We start from the raw sequence: 20,571 nt of genomic DNA on the forward strand, positions 1-20,571 counted from the left end.
CGCCGGCCCCCGACCTCGTGGTGACGTCGGTGGCTCTGCCGCCGGGAACGGTTGCGGGCCAGCAGGTCCGCTTCGCGGGGCCGGCTCACCCGATGAGCCGGATGCGTCAACGAGCCCTCCCCCCAAGCCATGCGGGAGGGTGGCGGGATCCTTGCGGACAACGGCTCTCTCGCCACTGGTCGGCGGCTCTCCCCACCGCCGACAGTGGACCCATGACCCGGATCGCCATCAACGGCTTCGGCCGCATCGGCCGCAACACGCTCCGCGCCCTGCTCGCCCGCGACGCCGTCGCCCCGACGGGACTGGAGGTCGTCGCCGTCAACGACCTCACCGCCCCCGAGGCCCTGGCCCACCTGCTGCGCTACGACTCCGCCCTCGGCCGCTTCGACGGCACCGTGGAGGTGGACGGCAGCGACCTCGTCGTCGACGGGCACCGCATCCGCGTCCTCGCCGAGCGCGAACCCGCGAACCTGCCCTGGGCCGAGCTCGAGGTCGACCTCGTCCTGGAGTCCACCGGCCGGTTCACGTCGGCGGACGCCGCGAAGGCACACGTCGCCGCGGGGGCGCGCAAGGTCCTCGTCTCGGCCCCCGCCGACGGCGCCGACGTCACGCTCGCCTACGGCGTGAACACCGACGCCTACGACCCGGCGCAGCACGTCGTCGTCTCGAACGCCTCCTGCACGACGAACGCCCTCGCCCCGCTCGCCAAGGTGCTCGACGACCTCGCCGGCATCGAGCACGGGTTCATGACGACGGTCCACGCGTACACGCAGGAGCAGAACCTCCAGGACGGGCCGCACCGCGACCTGCGCCGGGCGCGCGCCGCGGGCGTCAACATCGTCCCCACGAGCACCGGGGCCGCGAAGGCCATCGGCCTGGTGCTGCCGCAGCTGGACGGCAAGCTGTCGGGCGACTCGATCCGGGTGCCCGTGCCCGTCGGTTCCATCGTCGAGCTCAACACGACCGTGGCCCGCGAGGTCACCCGCGAGGAGGTCCTCGACGCCTACCGCACCGCAGCCGCCGGGGCGCTGGCCGGGGTCCTAGAGTTCTCCGCCGAACCCCTGGTGTCCAGCGACATCACGGGCAACCCGCACTCGGCGGTCTTCGACTCCGCCCTCACCCGCGTCGACGGCCGGCACGTCAAGGTCGTCGCCTGGTACGACAACGAGTGGGGTTTCTCGAACCGCGTCGTGGACTCGCTGCGCCTGCTCAGCGCAGGCTGAGCCGCGGCACCCCCGGCGGGTCGAAACCCCAGACCTGACCGTAGAACGACAGTTCCGCCTCCAGGCTGGCGATGACGTTCTCGGCCCGCCGGAACCCGTGCTGCTCCCCCGGGAAGACGACGAGGGCGTGTGGCAACCCCTTGCGGTGCAGGGCGTCGGCGAACACCTCGGCCTGTGCTCGCGGGACGACGGGGTCGTCGGCGCCCTGCAGCAGCAGCACGGGGCACGTCAGGCCGTCGACGTGGTGCAGCGGAGCCCGCTGCGCGTACACGTCGGCGGCCGCCGGCAACGGCCCGACGAGGGAGTCCAGGTACCGCGACTCGAAGTCGTGGGTGTCCTCCGCGAGCGCCCGCAGGTCCGCGACGCCGTAGTAGGACGTCCCCGCCGAGAACGCGTCGGTCCCGGTGAGCGCGGCCAGGACGGTGAAACCCCCGGCGCTGCCGCCGCGGATGCCGACCTTCCCGCCCGCGGCCAGACCTCGTTCCACGAGGTGCCGCGCGACCGCCGCGCAGTCCTCGACGTCGACGATGCCCCAGTTCCCGTCCAGGGCCTCCCGGTAGGCCCTGCCGTACCCGGTGGACCCGCCGTACTGGACGTCGACGACCCCGATCCCGCGGGACGTGAAGAACGCCACCTCCGGGGAGTACGCCGCGAGCGACTGCGCCGTCGGCCCGCCGTGGACGAACAGCACGTGCGGCGCCGGGCCCCCGTCCGGGTGGTCGGGGTGCGTGGGCGGGTACCGGTAGGCGTGCACCGACCGCCCGTCCTGGCTGGGGACGGTGAGGAACTCCGGCACCGGCAGGAACGCCGGGTCCGGCGAGGCGCCGGAGGTCCGCGCGGTCAGGGACTCCGACCCCGCGCCCGACACGTCGACGCGGACGACCCGGGCCGCCAGGTCCGGGGACGCGGCGACCGCACCGATCCAGTCGCCCGCCGCCGAGACCGCGGGCAGGTAGGCCGTGTACGGCAGGTCCAGCCGGTCCAGGCGTCCGCTGCGGCGGTGCACGACGTCGAGCCGGTGGCCGACACGGCCGTCGGAGGCGGCGTGCAGCAGGGCGACGCGGTCGTCGTCGGGTCCGTCCCCGAGCGCGGCCCAGGACGTGGTCCCGAACGTCCACGGCGGGAAGCCCTGCTCGGCGTCCTCGGGCAGCAGGGCCCGCAGGTCCCCCTCGCCGTCGTCTCCCCCGTCCCCGACCTCGCAGAGGTTCCAGAACCCGCTGCGGTCGCTCACGACGAGGACGGTGCCGTCGGGGGCGAAACCCGGGTGGACGAGGGACTCGCGCCCCACACCACCCGCCAGCACGCGGGCGCCCGTCAGCCGCGGGCCGTCCGGTCCGGCCGCCAGGTCCGCCGTCCACAGCTGCGTCCGCTGCCACGGCATGTCGGGGTGGTCCCAGCTCACCCAGACCAGCCGCGCGCCGTCCGGGGAGACGCGCGGGGCGGCCAGGAACCCGGGACCGGTGAACAGCTCGACGGGCCCGGAGCCGTCGAGCGGGACGTGGACGAGGCTGCGTCGCAACGCCCCACCCCGGCCGGTGGCCCGGTGGTCCTCGGCGACGAGCAGCACGCCGTCCCCCCAGGCCGCCGGGTCGGCGTACCGGACCCCGTCGGCCGGCACGAGGGCGCGCGGTTCCGCGCCGGGCGAGGTGACGTGGAACCAGCGCTGGTCGGCCGCCGAGGCGAGGACGAGACCGCCGCCCGGCACGGGCGCCCAGGAGCCGCCGCCGTACTCGTGGACGCGCGTGCGGGCGTCCAGGCCGGGCGCGCACTCGACCACCTCGGCGTCCGGGGACCGGCGCAGCACGGCGACGCGTCCCCCCTGCGCGGGGCGGCCCTCGGCCCACCAGAGGGTGCCGTCGGCCTCGACCTCGACGCCCGAGAAGCGCAGGCCGGCAGCGGCGACGTCGGCGGCCTGCACCGGGGAGGTCCACGCTCCGTGGGGGGTCACCGGCCCACCGTAGCCCCGGGTTCCGCGCCCGACGCGGCCGTGCCGGCCGGCCCCGGCGGGACCACCCCGCGCGTCGGTACCGTGGCGTCGTGAGCACGCCTGCCGACCCCGCGCCCAGGCAACCCCCGGTGCCGCCCCTCGCCGGGCCGGCCCCCCAGCCCGTCGGGGACGTGGTGGTCGAACCGGTCGGGGAGATCGTCACGGGTGAGGCCGTCGTCCTGGGCCTGCGCGCGGCCTCCTTCGCCTCCCGCATCCTCGCCGCGGCCCTCGACGCCGTGGCGATCGGGATCGTGCTCGTCGCCGCGTTCATCGGGGCGACCTCGCTGCTGAGCGACAGCAGCGAGGCGACGGTGACGGCCATCGGGCTCACCGTCACGGTGCTGTGCCTCGTGGGGATCCCGACGGCCGTCGAGACGGCCACCCGCGGCCGGTCGATCGGCAAGCTCGTCCTGGGGGTCCGGGCCGTGCGCGACGACGGCGGGCCCGTGCGCTTCCGGCACTGCCTCGTCCGCGCCGTCACGGGGTTCTTCGAGCTCTGGGCCCTCGCGGGCAGCCCCGCCATCCTCTGCTCGCTCGTCAACTCCCGCGGCAAGCGCTTCGGGGACCTGCTCGCGGGGACGTACGTCGTCCGGGAGCGGACCGCCGCACGCCACCGTCCGCTGCCGCCCATGCCGGCGGAACTGGCGGGCTGGGCGCGCACTTCCGACATCGGGCGGCTGCCGCTGGCCACCACGACGGCCGCGCGGCAGTTCCTGGCCCGCACCGCGACGCTGAACCCGGCCTCGCGCGAGGCCCTGCGCGTGCAGCTCGCCGAGGCGCTGCTGCCGCACGTCTCCCCCGCCCCGCCCCCGGGCACGGACCCCGAGCGCTTCCTCGTGGCCGTGCTCGTGGAGCGGCGGGACCGGGAGTACGCCCGGATGGAGCGCCGCGAGAACCGGACCCGCGAGCTGGAACGGACGATCGGCCGGCCCTGAGGCCCCTCCGCCGCGTCCTGGAGGGGGTCAGAGCAGCCGCAGGACCTCCTCGGGGGTCCACGGCCGCAGCGTCAGCACGGTCGTCGTCTCCGGGAGCCCGGCCTGCGGCCAGGACACCGTGAGCTCCAGGCGGCAGTCTCCGGCGGACTGGTCGGGGAGCACGTCGATCCAGAAGTTCGCGTCGAGGTCGTAGGCGTCCTCCCCACCGGACCCCGTCGACTGCGAGGGGTCGGCGAACCCCTCCTGGTCGCCGACGCGGACGGCGAGGACGGGTTCGGACCAGCCCTGGGGGCCGTCCTCGTCGACGCCGCCCCACTGGCTCTGGCGCAGCGCGGCCTCGGCCTGCACCCCCTCGGCCCGCAGGACGAACGGCAGGGACAACCCGTCGGAGTGGGCGAAGACGCACCGCAGGGCGGCGACGATGCCGGGAGCGCGAGCGAGGACCACGGGGCCGTGGACGACGGCCCCGAGGTCCTCGGGTTCGACGGCGGGCGGCCAGCGGTGGGGTGTCAGCACCCCCCGATGGTGCCAGCCGGCACGGGACGGATCAGGCGGACCGCAGGACCGTCGTCGACCACTCCCCCACGAGCAGCTCGGCGACCTCGCGGCCCACCTCCTGCTGGGGGTCCGACGACACGACGAGCTTCCAGGGACCACCCGGCGCCGGCGGCACGGTGAACTCGACGGGGTTCGTGGCCCCGTTGACGAGCAGCAGCACCGTCGGGGACCCCTCGGCCTGGAACTGCACGGCGTAGGCGCGGGCGTTCGCGTCGTCCCACTCCTCCTGGCCCATGGGTTCCCCGTCCGCGCGCAGCGAGACGGTGTTCGGGCCGGCGGTCCCGGCGTACCACTGCGGGCGCAGCGCGGGCGTCTCACGGCGCAGCGTGAGGAGGTCGCGCGTGAAGGTGAGCAGGTCGGTGTCGACCGCGGACCAGTCGAACCAGGACAACTCGTCGTCGTGGCAGTAGGCGTTGTTGTTGCCCTCCTGCGTGCGGCCGAACTCGTCACCGCCGAGCAGCATCGGCACCCCCGAGCTCAGCAGCAGCGTCGTGAGCAGGTTCCGGCGCTGCCGGGCGCGCAGGGCGTTGACGGCCTCGTCGTCCGTGGGCCCCTCGGCCCCGCAGTTCCACGACCGGTTGTCGCTCTCGCCGTCGGCACCCCCCTCGCCGTTGGCGTCGTTGTGCTTCTCGTCGTACGCCGTGAGGTCGGCGAGGGTGAACCCGTCGTGGGCGGTGAGGAAGTTCACGCTGCACAGCGGGGAGCGGCGGTCGGCCTCGTACACGTCCGGGCTGCCCGTGAGGCGCTGGGTCAGTTCCCCGAGCGAGCCCTGGCCCCGCCAGAAGTCGCGGACGTCGTCGCGGTACTTGCCGTTCCACTCCGACCAGCGCGCCGGGAAACCGCCGACCTGGTAGCCCGCGGTGTCCCAGGGTTCGGCGATGAGCTTCACGCCCGCCAGGACCGGGTCCTGGTGGACGATCGACAGGAACGCGGAGTGGACGTCCGCGTCGCCGCCCTGCCGGGTGAGGGTCGTCGCGAGGTCGAACCGGAACCCGTCGACGTGCATCTCGCTCACCCAGTAGCGCAGCGAGTCCAGGACCAGCTGCAGCGCCGCGGGGTGGGAGACGTTGAGGGAGTTCCCCGTCCCGGTGGTGTCGAAGTAGCTCTCCGGCTCCTCCTCGACGAGGCGGTAGTACGAGCCGTTGTCGATGCCCTTGAGGGACAGCGTCGGGCCCATGTGGTTGCCCTCGGCGGTGTGGTTGTAGACGACGTCCAGGACGACCTCGAGCCCCGCGGCGTGCAGGGCCTTGACGAGCTCCTTGAACTCGGCGACCTGGCCGCCGCCGTCCCCGACCGAGCTGTACTCGTTGTGCGGGGCGAAGAAGCCGATGGAGTTGTAGCCCCAGTAGTTCCGCAGCCCCTTCTCCTCCAGGTGGGAGTCCTGGACGAACTGGTGGACGGGGAGGAGTTCGACGGTCGTCACGCCGAGGTCGACGAGGTGCTGGATCGCGGCCGGGTGGGCCAGGCCTGCGTACGTGCCGCGGATCTCCTCCGGCACGTCGGGATGCTGCCGGGTGAAACCCTTGACGTGGACCTCGTAGACGACCGTGTCGGCCAGCGGGACGCGCGGCGGGGCGTCGTTGCCCCAGTCGAACTCCGGGTCGACGACGACGGCCTTGGCCACCGAGGCCGCGGAATCGGCGTCGTTGCGCTCCTCGGGGTCGTCGAACGTGTGGCCGAAGACCTCCTCGCCCGCCCCCCAGGCCCCTTCGACGGCGCGGGCCCACGGGTCCAGCAGGAGCTTGGCGGCGTTGTGGCGCAACCCCTCCCCGGGTTCCCACTCGCCCTCCACGCGGAACCCGTAGCGGGTGCCCACACCGCCGGGGACGAGGCCGTGGAACACGTGACCCGTCCGCTGGTCCAGGCGGTGGCGGGTCTCGCCGCCGTCGTCGACGAAGACCGCCACGTCCACGGCCTCGGCCGTCTCGGAGTACACGGCCACGTTCAACCCGTTCTCGCGCAGGGTCACGCCGAGGGGGTAGGGGGTGCTGTCGGTCACCTCCCGATACTGCTGGTCCACGGCCTCCTCCGCGCGCCGGAACTCAGCCGCGTTCCTCGCGGCGGGTGCGCCACCGCCCGGTGGCCCACAGGAGGCGCCAGCGGGCGCGCACCCAGGTGAACCACCGCAGCCGGCCGGAGTCGAGACCCTGCTCGGTCCGCTCCCACCGGCGCTGCTCGCGGTGGTGGTACTTCAGGGCGACGAGGGCGCAGCCACGCAGGAACGCGGCGACCACCGCGACGCCACCCGCGATGGTGGCCCACGACGCGGCGTCCTCCAAGCTCATCCGGCCATGGTCCCAGACCGGGTCCTCAGCGCGGTTCCCGGAACGCGCGCGCAGCGGCCCTCACCAGCGGCGCCACGTCGACCGCGATGCGCCGGTACCCGGCGGAGGAGGGGTGGAAGCGGTCGGCCGAGAACATCGACGGGTCGCGGACGAAGGCCGCCGAGGCACCCGAGGTGTCGGCCACCGTCACGCCCAGCGCGACGGCCGCACGGCTCTGCGCTGCACGGAAGTCCGCGCTGACGGCGCGGACGAACTCCCGCAGCGCCGGTGGGACGTGGGCGACGATGCCGAGGTCCGGGGCCGGCACGAGGACGACCTCCACCCCGGCACCGCGCAGGGTCCCGAGGGCGGCGGTGAGTTCCGCCACCGCCTGGTCCGCCGGGACGGCGTGGGTGAGGTCGTTGGCACCGACGACCACGGCGGCCACCTGGGGCCACGCCCCCGCCGCCGCGACCTGTCCCGCCAGCGCCGCGCTGCGCGCGCCGGAGACCGCGAAGACCCGGTGCGCGGCCGCGACGCCAGCGACGGCGAGGTCGGCGATCAGCAGGGGCCCCAGGGTGTCCGCCGTGGAACTCGACCCCACGCCGGCGGCGAGGGAGTCCCCGAACAGGGCCAACCGGAGGGGTTCGGACGACACGAGACCAGTCGACCAGGGACGCCGAAGCCCGGCACCCCGAGGGGGGTGCCGGGCGTCGGGTGCGAGGGGCGGGACCGCTCAGTAGCGGTAGTGCTCCGGCTTGTACGGGCCCTCGACGTCGATGCCGATGTACTCGGCCTGCGACTTCGTGAGCTCGGTGAGCCGCACGCCGAGCGCGTCGAGGTGCAGGCGCGCCACCTTCTCGTCGAGCTTCTTGGCGAGGCGGTGCACGCCGACCGGGTACTCGTCCGGCTTGGTGAACACCTCGATCTGTGCAACGACCTGGTTGGCGAACGAGTTCGACATGACGAAGCTCGGGTGCCCCGTCGCGTTGCCCAGGTTCAGCAACCGGCCCTCGGAGAGCACGATGACGTTGTGCGCCTCGACGGCGTCGTCGCCGGAACCGGAGGCGGGGATCCGCCACTCGTGGACCTGCGGCTTGATCTCGACCTTCTCGACGCCCGGGATCCGGGACAGGCCGAGCATGTCGATCTCGTTGTCGAAGTGGCCGATGTTCCCCACGAGCGCCTGGTGCTTCATCTTGGCGATGTCGGCCGCCATGATGACGTCCTTGTTGCCCGTCGCGGTGATGAAGATGTCCGCGGTGCGGACGACGTCCTCGAGGCGGACGACCTGGTACCCGTCCATCGCGGCCTGCAGGGCGTTGATGGGGTCGACCTCGGTGACGACGACGCGCGCACCCTGGCCGCGCAGGGACTCCGCGCAGCCCTTGCCGACGTCCCCGTACCCGAACACGACGGCCGTCTTGCCGCCGATGAGGATGTCGGTGCCGCGGTTGATCCCGTCGATGAGGGAGTGCCGGGTGCCGTACTTGTTGTCGAACTTCGACTTCGTCACCGAGTCGTTGACGTTGATCGCCGGGAACGGCAGTGCGCCGTTGCGGTGGTACTCCGCGAGGCGGTGCACACCCGTCGTCGTCTCCTCGGTGACGCCGCGGATGCCGGCGGCGATGCGCGTCCAGCGCTCCGGGTCCTCGGCGAGGCTCGCGCGCAGCAGCTCCAGGACGACCGCGTACTCCTCGGAGTCGTCCGGGGTCGTCGCCGGGACCGCACCGGCGGCCTCGAAGCGCTTGCCCTCCAGGACGAGCATCGTGGCGTCGCCACCGTCGTCGAGGATCATGTTCGGGCCGATGCGGTGGCCCTCGGCGTCGGTGCCCCAGTCGAAGATGCGGTCCGCGAGGGCCCAGTACTCCTGCAGCGTCTCGCCCTTCCAGGCGAAGACGGGGACGCCCGCGGGCGCCTCGGGGGTGCCGGTGCCCACGACGACGGCCGCGGCGGCCTGGTCCTGGGTGGAGAAGATGTTGCAGCTGGCCCAGCGGACCTGCGCGCCCAGGGCGACGAGGGTCTCGATGAGGACGGCGGTCTGCACCGTCATGTGCAGGGAGCCGGCGATACGGGCGCCCGCCAGCGGCTGGGACTCGCCGAACTCGGCGCGCAGCGCCATGAGTCCGGGCATCTCGTGCTCGGCCAGACGCAGCTCGTGGCGTCCGGCCTCGGCCAGGGAGAGGTCCCGGACCTTGTACTCGAAAGACATTCTCGTCCTCTCGTGACGGTTCGTGACGTTCCCCCGGCACGGCCCCTCTGGGCCCTCGTGCGGCATCACCGCGCGCCGGAGCGAACCTCCAGACTACGCGCCGTCGCCTCCCCCGGGCTCGTCAGCCCGAGCCGCCCGGGCCCCCGGGGCCGTCCCGGCCGGCCGGCCCGTCAGCCCAGGCGGTCCTTGAGGTCGGCGACCTGCGGCGACAGGGCCGGGTCCGTCCCCGAGGCCAGCGCGAGGTAGGTGGCGGCGAAGTCGGTGCGGGCGATGAGCTGGGCCAGGCGCTGGGCCGGAGACCCGTTCTCGGCCACGAGCTCCGACGTCCGCACGCCCGCGTCCGACGCCGTCTGGGCGACGGCGTCGGCGAGGCGGCGGTCCTCGTCCCGGACGGCGGCGGGGGCGTCGCGCAGGACGAGCAGCCGCATCCGCGGACCCCCGGGACCGTCGAGGAAGGGGTCGGCGAAGACGTCGTCGACACCGGCCGCGAAGGGCCCGCCGAAGGTGGCGACGACCTCGCTGGCGTCGTCGGGCAGCGCGCCGCTGACCGCGGGCACGCGCGCCGTGCGGGACAGCATCGACGCGGTGCGGCGGGCGGCGGCGGCCGTGAGGTCACCGTCGGCCAGCACGACCGGGACGGCCCCCGCGAGCTCCAGGGCCAGGGTCTTGGCGGGGTTGACGAACGTCTCCGTCCACGGCCGGGACGCCTCGGCCTCGGCGTCGAGGCGGTCGGCCACCCCCGCGAGGTCGGCGGGTCCGGCGCTCAGCAGCGTCAGCGCGTCGCACGCCAGCAGGACGGGGGTCACGAGCGACCACAGGGCGACGCGCGAGGACCGCGGGTCACCGCCGTCGGCCCGCACCCCGCGGGCCGGGCGGACCTGCACGTTGCCGTTGCGGGACCCCACCTCGGCCAGCGGGGAGCCCTCGCCCGCGACCGTCACCACGCGGGCGCCGCGCCGGGAGGCCTCGGCCGCCAGGGCCAGCGGACCGGGCGCCCGCCCGGACAGGGACACCGCGACGACGAGGTCGAGCGGTCCGACCCAGCTCGGCAGCGGGCCGCCGTGCCGGACGACGACCGGGACGGGGCAGTTGCGACCGGCGAGGGCGACGAGCACGTCGGCGACGGCGGAGCTGCCGGCGAGGGCGGCGACGACGACGGCGCGGGGGCGCTCGTCGTCGGCCAGCCGCGCGACACCGGCCTCGGCGGACAGGTCGACCGCCTCGCGGACCTGGGCCCCGGCGCTGGCCAGGGCGCGCAGCACCCCGCCGACGTCGGCCGCGGCGAGGGCGTCGCCGTCGGCCAGGAGAGTCTCGTCGAGGGCGGTCACGCGGCGCCCCCGGGCACGTCCAGCGCGGCGTCGACCAGCAGCACCGGGACCCCGTCGACGACGGGGTAGCGGATGCCGTCCGGCGTCGCGAGGAACGGTGCCCCCTCGACCGTGACCGCGTGCAGCGGCTGGCCGGTCAGCGGGCAGCGCAGGAGCTCCAGGACCCAGTCGGTCGCGGGCGAACCCTGCGCGGAGTTCCCGGGGCCGCTCACGCGGACTCCCCGCGGACGATCGCGAGCACGCGGTCGCGGACGGCGGCCATGGTCGGCTCGTCGGCACCTTCGGCGTTCAGCCGCAGCAACGGTTCGGTGTTCGAGGCGCGCAGGTTGAACCACCACATCGGCTGCGCCGGCGAGGCCGGGTGGAACACCGTGACCCCGTCGAGCCGGTCGACCTCGAGCGTCTCCCCCTGCGCCGCAGCGGTGTCCGTGACCGCCTGCACGACCGCCTCGGTGACGGCCGCCGCGTCGTCGACGGTGGAGTTGATCTCGCCGCTGGCGGCGTAGAGCTCGTACTCGGCGGCGAGTTCGGACAGCGGCCGGTCCTGCTCGGCGAGCGCGGCGAGGACGTGCATCGCGGCGAGCATCCCGGTGTCGGCCGACCAGAACTCGCGGAAGTAGTAGTGCGCGGAGTGCTCACCGCCGAAGACGGCGCCCTCCTCGGCCATGCGCTGCTTGATGAAGGAGTGCCCGACGCGGGTGCGGACGGGCGTCCCGCCGTCGGCGGCGACGAGTTCCGGCACGGCCCGGGAGGTGATGAGGTTGTGGATGACGACCGGCTGCCGTCCGGCGCGCAGCTCCTTGGCGATCTCGCGGCGCGCCACCATGGCCGTGACGGCGCTGGGGCTGACGGGGTCGCCGTTCTCGTCGATGACGAAGCAGCGGTCCGCGTCACCGTCGAAGGCCAGGCCGATGTCGGCGCCCTCGGCCGGGACGGCCCGCTGCAGGTCGACGAGGTTCTTCGGGTCGAGCGGGTTCGCCTCGTGGTTGGGGAACGTGCCGTCGAGCTCGAAGAAGAGCGGGACGACGTCCAGCGGCAGGGCCGGCAGACCGGCGTCGTCGCCGAGGACCGCGGGGGCCGTGAACCCGCCCATGCCGTTGCCCGCGTCGACGACGACCTTGAGGCGGCGGCCGCCGCTGAGGTCGACGAGGGAGCGCAGGTGCGTGGCGTAGGCCTTCAGCAGGTCCTGCTCGTCGACGGCGCCGACGTTCCCCCCGCCCGCGGGGACCTCACCGGAGTCGAGCCAGCTCTGGGCGAGGTCGCGGACGGCGGACAGCCCGGTGTCCTGGCCGACGGGCTTGGCGCCTGCGCGGCACAGCTTGATGCCGTTGTACTGCGCGGGGTTGTGGCTGGCCGTGAACATGGCACCGGGGACGCCGAGGAAGCCGCTCGCGAAGTAGAGGCCGTCGGTCGAGCACAGGCCGATGACGGTGACGTCGACACCGCGGGAGGCGACCCCGTCGGCGAACGCCGCGGACAGCTCCGGGGACGAGGGGCGCATGTCGTACCCGACGACGGCCTTGGGGCCCTGGCCGGCGGGCGTCTCGGGCAGGACGACGACCTCGGCGAAGGCGGCGCCGATGGCGCGCACGACACCGGCGTCGAGCTGGTCGGGGACGATCCCCCGGACGTCGTAGGCCTTGATGACGGACGACAGGTTCACGGTCGGGGCGGTCACGCTCGGGAGCCTACAAGCGACACCCCGCAGCGACGGTGCTGCGCGGGCCCGCGCTGCTGCGAGCGGGTCGCCTCAGCGCTTGCGGGAGCGTTCCAGCACGCCGTCGACGGTGATCGGACCGGCGGCCGACGTCCAGCTGCGCTCCTCGCAGACGTGGCAGGAGGTGAACTGCACGGGGGTGCCGTCGGTGAGGGACATCGCCAGCTGGGTGACGCGCTCGCTGCCGCAGTGCGCGCACACGGCCGTCTCCCGGTGGGCGGCCTGGGTCAGGGACCCCAGGGGCGGGGCGGTCCGGGCGGCGCGAGGTCGGCGGGAGGCGCGGGGCGCGTTGGCGGCTGGCACGGGACTCCATCGGCAGCGGACCGCCCCGCTTGAGACGTCCCACCGGGTGAGGTGGCGCGCGAACGGGTGACGGCGCGGGCGCGTGCCTCAGCGCTGGTCGCGGTCGCCGATGACGCGCAGGTGCCCGCGGCGGACGGCGGGGGCGTCGGGGTCCACGGTCCGGGTGCCCCGGCCCGCCAGCGGTCGGTCGCGGACGGCGTCGACCAGCGCGTCGAGGTCGTCGTGGTGCTTGGCGGCCTCGAGCAGCTCGGGGGCCAGCCGGACGACCTCCCAGCCGCGGGGGGCCGTGAGGCGCTCGGCGTGGGGGGCGCACAGGTCGTAGGTGTGGGGTTCGGCGAACGTCGCGAGCGGGCCCAGCACGGCGGTGGAGTCGGAGTAGACGTAGGTGAGCGTCGCCACCGCGGTCCCCCCGCACGCGGTCCGCGAGCAGCGCCGGGCGCTGGGTGCGGTGGATCGGCCGGCTCCCGGGCGGGAGGCGTTCGTTCCTGGGGTGCGGGAGGTCACGCGCGGCACGCTACCCCCCGCCGTGGGCCGTCGCCGTGCACCGTCGGCAGGGCGAGTCGTGGTGGCGCACCGCGGGTACTCTCGCCCGGTGGTCCTCCGACGCCGGGCTCAGACCCGCCCCCGCCGACGCCGGGACCGCCACGGTCGCGGCCTGCGCGGACCGCTGCTGCCGGCGTCGCTGCCGGCCGCACGGACCCGGGCCGAACGCTTCGACGACCTCGTCCTGGACGCCGTCGAACTGCTGGAGCGGCGCTGGGCCGAGCAGCTGGCGGGCGTCGAGTTCGCCGTGGAGGACGTGCCGCCGTCGGACCCGGCCCCGTGGGAGGACGACGTCGTGCCCCTGGGCCGGTTGTTCCCGGCCCAGGGGCAGCGTCCCGCGAGGGTAGTGCTGTACCGCCGGCCCCTGGAGACGCGGGCCGACGGCGACGACCTCGACGACCTCGTCGCCGACGTCGTGGTCGAGCAGGTGGCGCACCTGCTCGAGCTGCCGCCCGAGGACGTCGACCCCCGGTACGGCGACTGAGCCTGTGCGGTCCGGGCGGCTCAGGCCGCCTTGGCCCGCGACAGGATGAGCTGCAGCAGCGTCAGGACCGCCCGCTTGACGTCCTCGCGGCTGCGCGCGTCCAACGCCACCACCGGCACCGCCGGGTCGACGTTGGCCGCCGAACGCACCTGCTCCAGCGTCAGCTGGCTGCGCCCGGCGAAGGAGTTGACCGCCAGCACGAACGGCAGGCCGATCTTCTCGAAGTAGTCCAGCGCCACGAAGCAGTCGTCGATCCGGCTGGGGTCGACCAGGACGATGCCGCCCAGGGCGCCGTCGGCCAGGTCGTTCCACATGAACCCGAACCGGTCCTGCCCCGGGGTGCCGAACATGTACAGGATGATGCTGTCGTCGATGGTGACCCGGCCGAAGTCCATGGCCACCGTCGTCGTCGTCTTCTGACTGCCCTCCCCGGCGTAGTCCACCCCCACCGAGGCCGAGGTCATCGCCGCCTCGGTGCTCAACGGCTCGATCTCCGAGAGCGCACCCACGGTCGTGGTCTTGCCGACCCCGAACCCGCCGGAGACGAGGATCTTGACCGGGATGGGCGGTCGTTTCACGGCGGCCCTGTCGACGGGGACGGACGGCCGGACGTCAGAGGGCAGCGACACCGTTGATCAACCTCTCGATGAACGAGACGTCGAACGCGAGGGACTTCGCGGTGGACGTCGTGATGAGCAGTTCACGGCCGACGAGGTCGCCGACCAGGACCTGGGCCACGCCCAGGGGGATGCCGACGAGAGCGGCCACCTCGGCGACCGACCGCGCCTGCGCGCACACCTCGAGGACCAGACCCGGTTCGAAGGACAGGGACCCGGAGGCCACCGCCTGCTCACCCTGGGGGGTGAGCACGGCGGTGGTCTCCATGGCGATCCCGGCCGTCCCGCCGCCGGTGCGCCCACCCGTGAGCAGGTAGGCCCGCACCTCCTCGCGCTCCTCCTCGCCGTCCTCGCCCTGCGCCACCGCGGGAGCGGTGGAGTGGGCGGGGGCGGCGTGGGCGGGGGCGGGGGCGGGAGCCCCCGCCCCGAGGAACGGGCGGTCGAACTCGTCGAACTCCTCGAACTCCTCGAACGCGTCGGGGTTCACAGCTGCAGGGACGTCTTCAGCTCGGTGACGAGTTCGGGCGTCAGCAGCGAACCGACCCGCTCGACGAGCATGGTCGTCTCGTAGCCGACGAGACCGAGGTCGCAGTCGGCGGAGGTGACGACCCCGAGGCAGGCGCGGCCGGCGATCGAGGACACCAGCAGGTAGCCGGACCCGAACTCGGTGATGACCTGGCTCAGCGGGCCCTTGGACAGCAGGCGGGACGCCGAGACGGCCAGCGTCGTCAGGCCCGACACCGTGGCGGCGAGCTTGTCCGCGTCGGCGCGGACGAGGTCCGCGCGCATGGTCATGAGCAGGCCGTCGGAGGAGACCCCGATGGCCTGTTCCACGCCGGGGGTCTGGGCGACGAAGCGCTCGAGCAGGAAGTTGACGTCCTGCGCGTTCTGGCTGACGGTGCTGACGCTCATGATCACTCGCTCTCGGTGGACGCTTCGGTGGACTCTTCGGTGCCCTGCAGCTCGGCGCTGTCGCGACGGGCGCGGGAGACACCGCTCTGCAGGCCGGACAGGCCGCGGCGGACCTGGTCGGCGGACCGGGGCGTGGTCGCCGTCGCGGCGGCCTCCTCGCCCGTGTCGGGCAGCTGCGCGCCGCGGACCCGGGTGGGCACGACGGGCGCCTGGACGGCGACCTCCTCGACGACCGGGGCCGGCAGCGAGGCCACGACGGGGCCCGAACCGGTGTCGGCCGTGCGGCCGAGGTCGCGGCCGAGCTCACCGAGCTGGGCGCCGCGGACGCGGGCGGAGGGCACGGACGGTGCCGCGGGTGCGGCCGGCGCGGCGGCCGGGAGCGGGGCCGGGGCGGGGACGACCGGTGCGACCGGGGCGGCGTGGGCCACCGGCGCGGGGGCGACGACCTCGGGGGCGGACGCGACGGCCTGCACGGCGGCGACGAGCGCGGGCTCGGCGACGGGGACGACCGGCGCGGTCACGGGGGCCACGGCCGCCTCGGCGCGGGCCTCGGCGGACGCCTCGACCGGGGCACCGGCGAGGACACCGGAGGGGGCACCGGAGGGGGCACCGGAGGGGGCCTCGACGAGCAGCGACGCCGGGAGCTCGACCGTCGCGACGATGCCGGCGCTCGCGCCCGCGGTTAGGGTGACCGTCATGGACCAGCGGTCGGCCAGCAGACCGACGACGTGGTGGCCCAGCAGGCGGGAGTCGGGGCGGGTCAGGGCCGCGTAGGCGATGCGGCTGTTGGCCTCGTCGAGCTCCTCGGCGCTCATGCCGATGCCGGCGTCGGCGATCGCGATGCGGTAGCCGCCCTCGAGGGTGGCGGTGCCGTTGACGACGACGCGGGTGCTGCCGGCCGAGAACGCGGTGGCGTTCTCCAGCAGCTCGGCGAGGAGGTGGGTGGTGTCGGCGGCGGCGCTGCCGTGCAGCGTGACGTCGTCGAGGGCGGACAGGTCGACGCGGGAGTAGTCCTCGATCTCGGCCAGGGCGGCGCGGACGACGCTGGCGGCCTTCACGGGACGGGTCTTGGCGCGGGTCTGCTCGGCGCCGGCCAGGACGAGCATCGACTCGGCGTTGCGGCGGACGCGGGTGGAGAGGTGGTCGAGCTTGAAGAGCTTGTCGAGCACCAGCGGGTCCCGCTCGTTGCGCTCGAGGTCGGCCAGGAAGGCCAGCGTGCGGCTGAGCAGGTTCTGGTTGCGGCGACCGAGGTTGACGAGCATCTCGGCGGAGGCGCGGTCGGCGCGGTGCTGCTCGACGGCGAGGTCGAGGGCGCTGTCCTGGACGTGGTTGAACGCGACGGCCAGGTCGGCCAGCTCGTCCTTGGTGGTCACGGAGAACGCGGGCAGCGTGGGCGGCGTGGCGTCGGCCGGCATGGCGCGGACGGCGCTGATGGCCTCGGGCAGACGCGAAGAGGCGACCTCGTCGGCGCGGGCGGTGAGGGCGCGCAGCGGGAGGACGACGGTGCGGATGAGGGCGAGGAGCATGAGGGCCACGAGGACGACGGCCAGGACGGCGAAGCCGACGATGAAGCCCTGGGCCAGGCGCGCGGTGTGCGCGGCGGCGGCCTGGGCGGTGGCGTCACGGGCCTCGACGGAGGCCTTGAGCTGGTCGGTGACCTTCACGATGTCGCCGAACGTGTTCAGCCCCTGCTGCAGGTAGCCCTCGGCGTCGGAGACGCGGCTGTCGCGGTAGGCGATCTGCGCACGGTTGTTGGAGTCGATCCAGTTGTCCCACAGCGTGATGAGCTGCTTGTTCATGGCCTGCTCGGACGGCGTCATGATCGACAGCGGAGCGGTCAGCAGGTCCAGGCGGAGGCCGGCCTTGTCCTTCTCCAGCCCCACGAGGCTCGGGGAGTTCGGGTCCAGGGCGGCCTGCGTGCCGTAGCGGTAGGTGTCCAGGGCCAGGCCGGTCTGCCACCCGGTGACGTCGGCCCCCCAGAACTTCTGCTGGCTCGCGAACTGGACGACGCGGGCGGTGTCCCGGGTCTGCTGCACGGCATCGGTCTGGGCCTGGTTCCCGACGTAGGCGACCACGCCGGTGAGCAGGGTCAGCGCCAGGATCACCCCGAACGCGATGGCGAAGCGTGCGCCCACCCGGACGCGACGCAACAAGAAGGTCATCCTTGCTCCTCTTCCAGCGGAGCGACCTCGCGGGACGAGGCGCACCGGACAGTCATCGGTGACGTGCTCGCCGGGGGACCGGCGCTGGATGAGTGATCGTCGCGTCTTCTAGGGGCCTGCAGCGGCCGATCGGGTGATCCTGAATCGTTTCTAGAAGGTGGAGCGGGTCAGCGCTGCCACAGCAGGGCCGCCAGCTCGGAGGCCACGGCCGCCGGCGCCGACTCCTGGGCGGTGATCTCGACGACCTCGACCTGGGCGTGCCCGTCGGGGCCGGCGTGCACGCGCACACCGTGACCACCGGAGGACAGCCCGAGGACGACGTCGAAACCCGGGGTGTCGGGGGCGAGGTGGGCGACGGCCATCACCGCGCGCCCCAGGTGGCCGTCCGGGTCGACGTCGCGGGCGTCGAGGGACGCGGCGGCCAGAGCCGTCTCGAACTCGTCGCGCACGATGCGCTCCTGCCGGACGTGGCCCTCGAGGCGGGACGCGACAGCTTGACGGCGCTCCCAGATCGACTGGTTCATCGCTTCCTCCCCCGTGCTCGGCGGACCGGCGGTCCTCCCCGACCTGTCTTCTCGGCAGGTCGGGGGCCGGACTGGAGCACCGTCGCGCGCCGGTCGCCCGGTCGCGCGGGGAGGTCGCCCGATCAGCTGATGCGGCGCTTGAGGCGGCGGCGTTCGCGCTCGCTGAGGCCGCCCCAGATGCCGAAGCGCTCGTCGTTGCCGAGCGCGTACTCCAGGCACTCCTGGCGGACCTCGCAGGACTGGCAGACGCGCTTGGCCTCGCGGGTCGACCCGCCCTTCTCGGGGAAGAAGGCCTCGGGGTCGGTCTGGGCGCACAGGGCGAGCTCCTGCCAGCCCGGGTCCTCCGGCGTGAGGCCGGACAGCCCCGTCAGGCCGCCGGTCATCTCGACGAGCGAGAGCTCGGGCCGGCCGTCCGCGGTCGGCACCCCCGCCAGGAGGTCCTGCGTCCGGTCCTCCGACACGTCCTCGTCGGTCTCGAGTTCCAGGTACTCGACGTCGTCACTCACTGGTGGCCCCCACAGCCTCGGTCCTGTCACTCCCCGTGATGTGCCAGTCACCCTGCGACCACCACTGGGGGAATTACACGCGTGTCGTCCCGGAGAGTCAAGCCCGCCGTGGTATCCCGTGCTGCACTTGCGAAGACCCTGACCCCATCCGTCACACCCGCCCCACCCGCGCACCCTCCTGACCGGGCCTCCGAACGGGTGACCCGGTGGGATCCAGGAGGCGACAGGGGATGATGACGACCGTGAGCGACGTGAACGGACCCGGCCGACCCCTGCGGATCACGGCCCTCGCCGGCGGTGTCGGCGGGGCCCGGTTCCTGCGCGGACTGCTGGCGCACCTGGCGGCCTCCCCCGACCCCGGGCGCCGCGCGGCCGAGGTGACCGTGGTCAGCAACACGGCCGACGACGTCACCTTCCACGGTCTGCGGATCTCCCCCGACCTCGACTCCGTCATGTACACCCTGGGCGGCGGCATCGACGAGGTCCGCGGCTGGGGCCGGGCGGAGGAGAGCTCCGGCGTGGCCGCCGAACTCGCCGCCTACGGTGCCGAGCCGTCCTGGTTCACCCTGGGCGACAAGGACATCGCGACCCACCTCGTGCGGACGCGGATGCTGGCCGAGGGCGCGACCCTCTCGGAGGTCACGGCCCACCTGTGCCAGCGGTGGCGGCCCGGCGTCCGGTTGCTGCCCATGACCGACGACGTCGTGGAGACCCACGTCGACCTCGCCGACGGGCCGGACGGGAGCGTCCGGCGCGTGCACTTCCAGGAGTGGTGGGTCCGGTGGCACGCCGCCGTGCCGGCCGTGCGCATCGAGGCCGTCGGGGCCGCGCAGGCCACCCCCGCCCCCGGTGTCCTCGACGCGCTGCGCGACGCCGACGTCGTCGTGCTGCCGCCGAGCAACCCCGTGGTGTCCATCGGCACGGTCCTGCAGGTGCCCGGCGTCCGGCGCGCCCTCGTCGAGACGGTCGCACCCGTCGTCGGCGTCTCCCCCGTCATCGCCGGCGCGCCCGTGCGCGGCATGGCCGACGCCTGCCTGGCCGCCATCGGCGTCCCCACGACGGCCGCCGCCGTCGCGGGGCTCTACGACGACTTCCTCGACGGCTGGCTCATCGCCGAGGGCGACGAGGCGCCCGCCCGGTCCGGGCTCGTCGTCCGCCGCCGTCCGCTGCTCATGAGCTCCCCCGCCGCCACGGCCGACCTCGCCGGCGCGACCCTGGACCTGGCGCTGGAGCTCGTCGGACGGGAGCGCGCCGCGTGAACGCCCACCACTCCCCCGGTCACCTGCAGGTCGTCGGGCTCACGGGCATCGGCGAGGTCCACGCCGGTGACGACGTCGCCGCGCTCGTCGTCGACGCCCTGCACGCCCAGCGCGCCTCCCTCAGCGACGGCGACGTCATCGCCGTCTCCAGCAAGGTCGTCTCGAAGGCGGCGGGCCTGGCCGCCGCGGCCGTCGACCGCGACGACGTCGTGCTGCGCGAGTCCCGCCGCCTCGTCGCCGCCCGGCGCACGCCCACGGGCACCGCGCGGATCGTCGAGTCCGCCGCGGGCCCCGTCATGGCCGCCGCCGGGGTCGACGCCTCGAACGTCGAGGGCGAGGTCGTCCTGACGCTGCCGCACGACCCGGACGCCACGGCCCGGGCGCTGCGGACCCGGCTGCACGAACTGACCGGCGCGGTCGTCGGCGTCGTCGTCACCGACACCGCCGGACGGCCCTGGCGGGCGGGGCAGACCGACTTCGCGCTCGGCACCGCCGGGATCGACCCGCTCGACGACCTGCGCGGCAGCCTCGACACCTCCGGCCGGGAACTGTCGGTGACGGCGCGCGCCGTCGCCGACGAGCTCGCGGCGGCCGCCGACCTCGTCAAGGGCAAGGCGGAGGGGGTGCCCGCCGCCCTGTTCCGCGGGCTCGCCGACCTCGTGCTGCCGCTGGACGACGCCGGACCCGGCGCCCGCTCGACCGTCCGGTCGGGGCCGGGCGACTGGTTCCGGCTCGGGCACGTCGAGGCCGTGCGGGCGGCGCTCGGGGCCGGCGGCGTCGAACCGCCGCCCGTGGACCTCGGAACCCTCACCGACCGCCTCGACCGGGCGGCCGAGGTCGCCCTCGCAGCGGGGCCCGTCGCCGGTGGGGTCGTGCGCCGGGAGGGCCCGGCCCTGCGGGTCGAAGCCGCCGACGAGTTCTCCCTGGGGGCCCTGACCCAGCGCGTGCTGGCGGCGTTGTGGACCGAGTTCCTCGTCGGGCTGGTCGACCGGGAACCCGGCAGCGTCCGGGTCCGGACCGTCGAACTGCCCCGCTGA

The 20,571-nt window shown here is 74.4% G+C and carries 22 protein-coding genes; 5 read left to right on the top strand and 17 right to left on the bottom strand.

The features are described 5' to 3' along the window. Positions 1-212 precede the first annotated feature (212 nt). Positions 213-1,223, top strand: a complete 1,011-nt coding sequence (gene gap / locus AB0637_RS21330) for a type I glyceraldehyde-3-phosphate dehydrogenase (protein ID WP_366174702.1) — start codon at positions 213-215, stop codon at positions 1,221-1,223. Here gap and AB0637_RS21335 read toward each other — a convergent pair. Further along, positions 1,210-3,171 carry a prolyl oligopeptidase family serine peptidase gene (locus tag AB0637_RS21335; RefSeq protein WP_366174703.1) on the bottom strand — a complete coding sequence of 654 codons (1,962 nt, stop codon included), beginning with the start codon at positions 3,169-3,171 and terminating at the stop codon, positions 1,210-1,212. The two genes, gap and AB0637_RS21335, sit on opposite strands and share 14 nt — an antisense overlap. 89 nt (positions 3,172-3,260) lie before the next feature. Here AB0637_RS21335 and AB0637_RS21340 point away from each other — a divergent pair, with 89 nt between their 5' ends. Then, positions 3,261-4,145 carry an RDD family protein gene (locus tag AB0637_RS21340; RefSeq protein ID WP_366174704.1) on the top strand — a complete coding sequence of 295 codons (885 nt, stop codon included), beginning with the start codon at positions 3,261-3,263 and terminating at the stop codon, positions 4,143-4,145. A 27-nt stretch (positions 4,146-4,172) separates the two neighbouring features. On the opposite strand, the gene AB0637_RS21345 is transcribed toward AB0637_RS21340, so the two are convergent. The 10 genes from AB0637_RS21345 to AB0637_RS21390 all read right to left on the bottom strand — a co-directional run bounded on the left by AB0637_RS21345 (position 4,173) and on the right by AB0637_RS21390 (position 13,031). Next, positions 4,173-4,661 carry a hypothetical protein gene (locus AB0637_RS21345; RefSeq protein WP_366174705.1) on the bottom strand — a complete coding sequence of 163 codons (489 nt, stop codon included), beginning with the start codon at positions 4,659-4,661 and terminating at the stop codon, positions 4,173-4,175. 31 nt (positions 4,662-4,692) lie between these two features. Continuing rightward, positions 4,693-6,702: a glycogen debranching protein GlgX gene (gene glgX, locus AB0637_RS21350; protein ID WP_366174706.1), complete on the bottom strand. Its 2,010-nt coding sequence runs from the start codon at positions 6,700-6,702 to the stop codon at positions 4,693-4,695. A gap of 43 nt (positions 6,703-6,745) precedes the next feature. Beyond that, entirely contained in the window at positions 6,746-6,988 is a 243-nt protein-coding gene (locus tag AB0637_RS21355; protein ID WP_366174707.1) for a hypothetical protein, read from the bottom strand. A gap of 25 nt (positions 6,989-7,013) precedes the next feature. Next, positions 7,014-7,625: an SGNH/GDSL hydrolase family protein gene (locus AB0637_RS21360; protein WP_366174708.1), complete on the bottom strand. Its 612-nt coding sequence runs from the start codon at positions 7,623-7,625 to the stop codon at positions 7,014-7,016. 78 nt (positions 7,626-7,703) lie between these two features. Then, positions 7,704-9,179 carry an adenosylhomocysteinase gene (gene ahcY / locus AB0637_RS21365; RefSeq protein ID WP_366174709.1) on the bottom strand — a complete coding sequence of 492 codons (1,476 nt, stop codon included), beginning with the start codon at positions 9,177-9,179 and terminating at the stop codon, positions 7,704-7,706. Positions 9,180-9,349: 170 nt separating this feature from the next. Next, positions 9,350-10,507, bottom strand: a complete 1,158-nt coding sequence (locus tag AB0637_RS21370; RefSeq protein WP_366174710.1) for an SIS domain-containing protein — start codon at positions 10,505-10,507, stop codon at positions 9,350-9,352. Beyond that, positions 10,504-10,719, bottom strand: coding sequence for a hypothetical protein (locus tag AB0637_RS21375; RefSeq protein WP_366174711.1), 216 nt, complete (start codon positions 10,717-10,719; stop codon positions 10,504-10,506). Before AB0637_RS21375 ends, AB0637_RS21370 begins: the two co-directional genes overlap by 4 nt. Beyond that, on the bottom strand, positions 10,716-12,185 hold the full coding sequence (locus AB0637_RS21380) for a phosphomannomutase/phosphoglucomutase (RefSeq protein ID WP_366174712.1): 1,470 nt from the start codon (positions 12,183-12,185) through the stop codon (positions 10,716-10,718). The genes AB0637_RS21375 and AB0637_RS21380 overlap by 4 nt, the downstream gene beginning before the upstream one ends. Positions 12,186-12,257: 72 nt before the next feature. After that, positions 12,258-12,527, bottom strand: coding sequence for a hypothetical protein (locus AB0637_RS21385; protein WP_366174713.1), 270 nt, complete (start codon positions 12,525-12,527; stop codon positions 12,258-12,260). A gap of 87 nt (positions 12,528-12,614) precedes the next feature. Further along, the gene (locus AB0637_RS21390; protein ID WP_366174714.1) at positions 12,615-13,031 is read right to left on the bottom strand and encodes a DUF3499 domain-containing protein; all 417 of its coding nucleotides are present in this window, start codon (positions 13,029-13,031) and stop codon (positions 12,615-12,617) included. An 88-nt stretch (positions 13,032-13,119) separates the two neighbouring features. On the opposite strand from AB0637_RS21390, the gene AB0637_RS21395 reads away from it, so the two are divergent. Next, positions 13,120-13,554, top strand: a complete 435-nt coding sequence (locus AB0637_RS21395) for a metallopeptidase family protein (protein WP_366174715.1) — start codon at positions 13,120-13,122, stop codon at positions 13,552-13,554. Positions 13,555-13,574: 20 nt separating this feature from the next. Here the strand turns inward: AB0637_RS21395 and AB0637_RS21400 are convergent, their stop codons facing one another. From AB0637_RS21400 to AB0637_RS21425, 6 genes are all read right to left on the bottom strand, one after another. Continuing rightward, the gene (locus tag AB0637_RS21400) at positions 13,575-14,177 is read right to left on the bottom strand and encodes an ATP/GTP-binding protein (protein WP_366174741.1); all 603 of its coding nucleotides are present in this window, start codon (positions 14,175-14,177) and stop codon (positions 13,575-13,577) included. Next, positions 14,167-14,658: a DUF742 domain-containing protein gene (locus AB0637_RS21405; protein WP_366174716.1), complete on the bottom strand. Its 492-nt coding sequence runs from the start codon at positions 14,656-14,658 to the stop codon at positions 14,167-14,169. Before AB0637_RS21405 ends, AB0637_RS21400 begins: the two co-directional genes overlap by 11 nt. After that, complete coding sequence (locus AB0637_RS21410; protein ID WP_366174717.1) at positions 14,655-15,083, bottom strand: roadblock/LC7 domain-containing protein; 429 nt, start codon at positions 15,081-15,083, stop codon at positions 14,655-14,657. The genes AB0637_RS21405 and AB0637_RS21410 overlap by 4 nt, the downstream gene beginning before the upstream one ends. A gap of 2 nt (positions 15,084-15,085) precedes the next feature. Beyond that, positions 15,086-17,245: an ATP-binding protein gene (locus AB0637_RS21415; RefSeq protein WP_366174718.1), complete on the bottom strand. Its 2,160-nt coding sequence runs from the start codon at positions 17,243-17,245 to the stop codon at positions 15,086-15,088. Positions 17,246-17,412: 167 nt separating this feature from the next. Further along, complete coding sequence (locus tag AB0637_RS21420) at positions 17,413-17,769, bottom strand: hypothetical protein (RefSeq protein ID WP_366174719.1); 357 nt, start codon at positions 17,767-17,769, stop codon at positions 17,413-17,415. A gap of 122 nt (positions 17,770-17,891) precedes the next feature. Beyond that, entirely contained in the window at positions 17,892-18,152 is a 261-nt protein-coding gene (locus AB0637_RS21425) for a WhiB family transcriptional regulator (RefSeq protein ID WP_328296267.1), read from the bottom strand. Positions 18,153-18,547: 395 nt separating this feature from the next. On the opposite strand from AB0637_RS21425, the gene cofD reads away from it, so the two are divergent. Then, a complete protein-coding gene (gene cofD, locus AB0637_RS21430; RefSeq protein WP_366174742.1) occupies positions 18,548-19,534 on the top strand; it encodes a 2-phospho-L-lactate transferase in 987 nt (328 codons plus the stop codon). Further along, positions 19,531-20,571 (top strand): coenzyme F420-0:L-glutamate ligase, encoded by a 1,041-nt coding sequence (gene cofE / locus AB0637_RS21435; protein ID WP_366174720.1) that lies wholly within the window; start codon positions 19,531-19,533, stop codon positions 20,569-20,571. Before cofD ends, cofE begins: the two co-directional genes overlap by 4 nt.

This window comes from Kineococcus sp. NPDC059986, from assembly GCF_040702905.1.
Lineage (GTDB): Bacteria > Actinomycetota > Actinomycetes > Actinomycetales > Kineococcaceae > Kineococcus.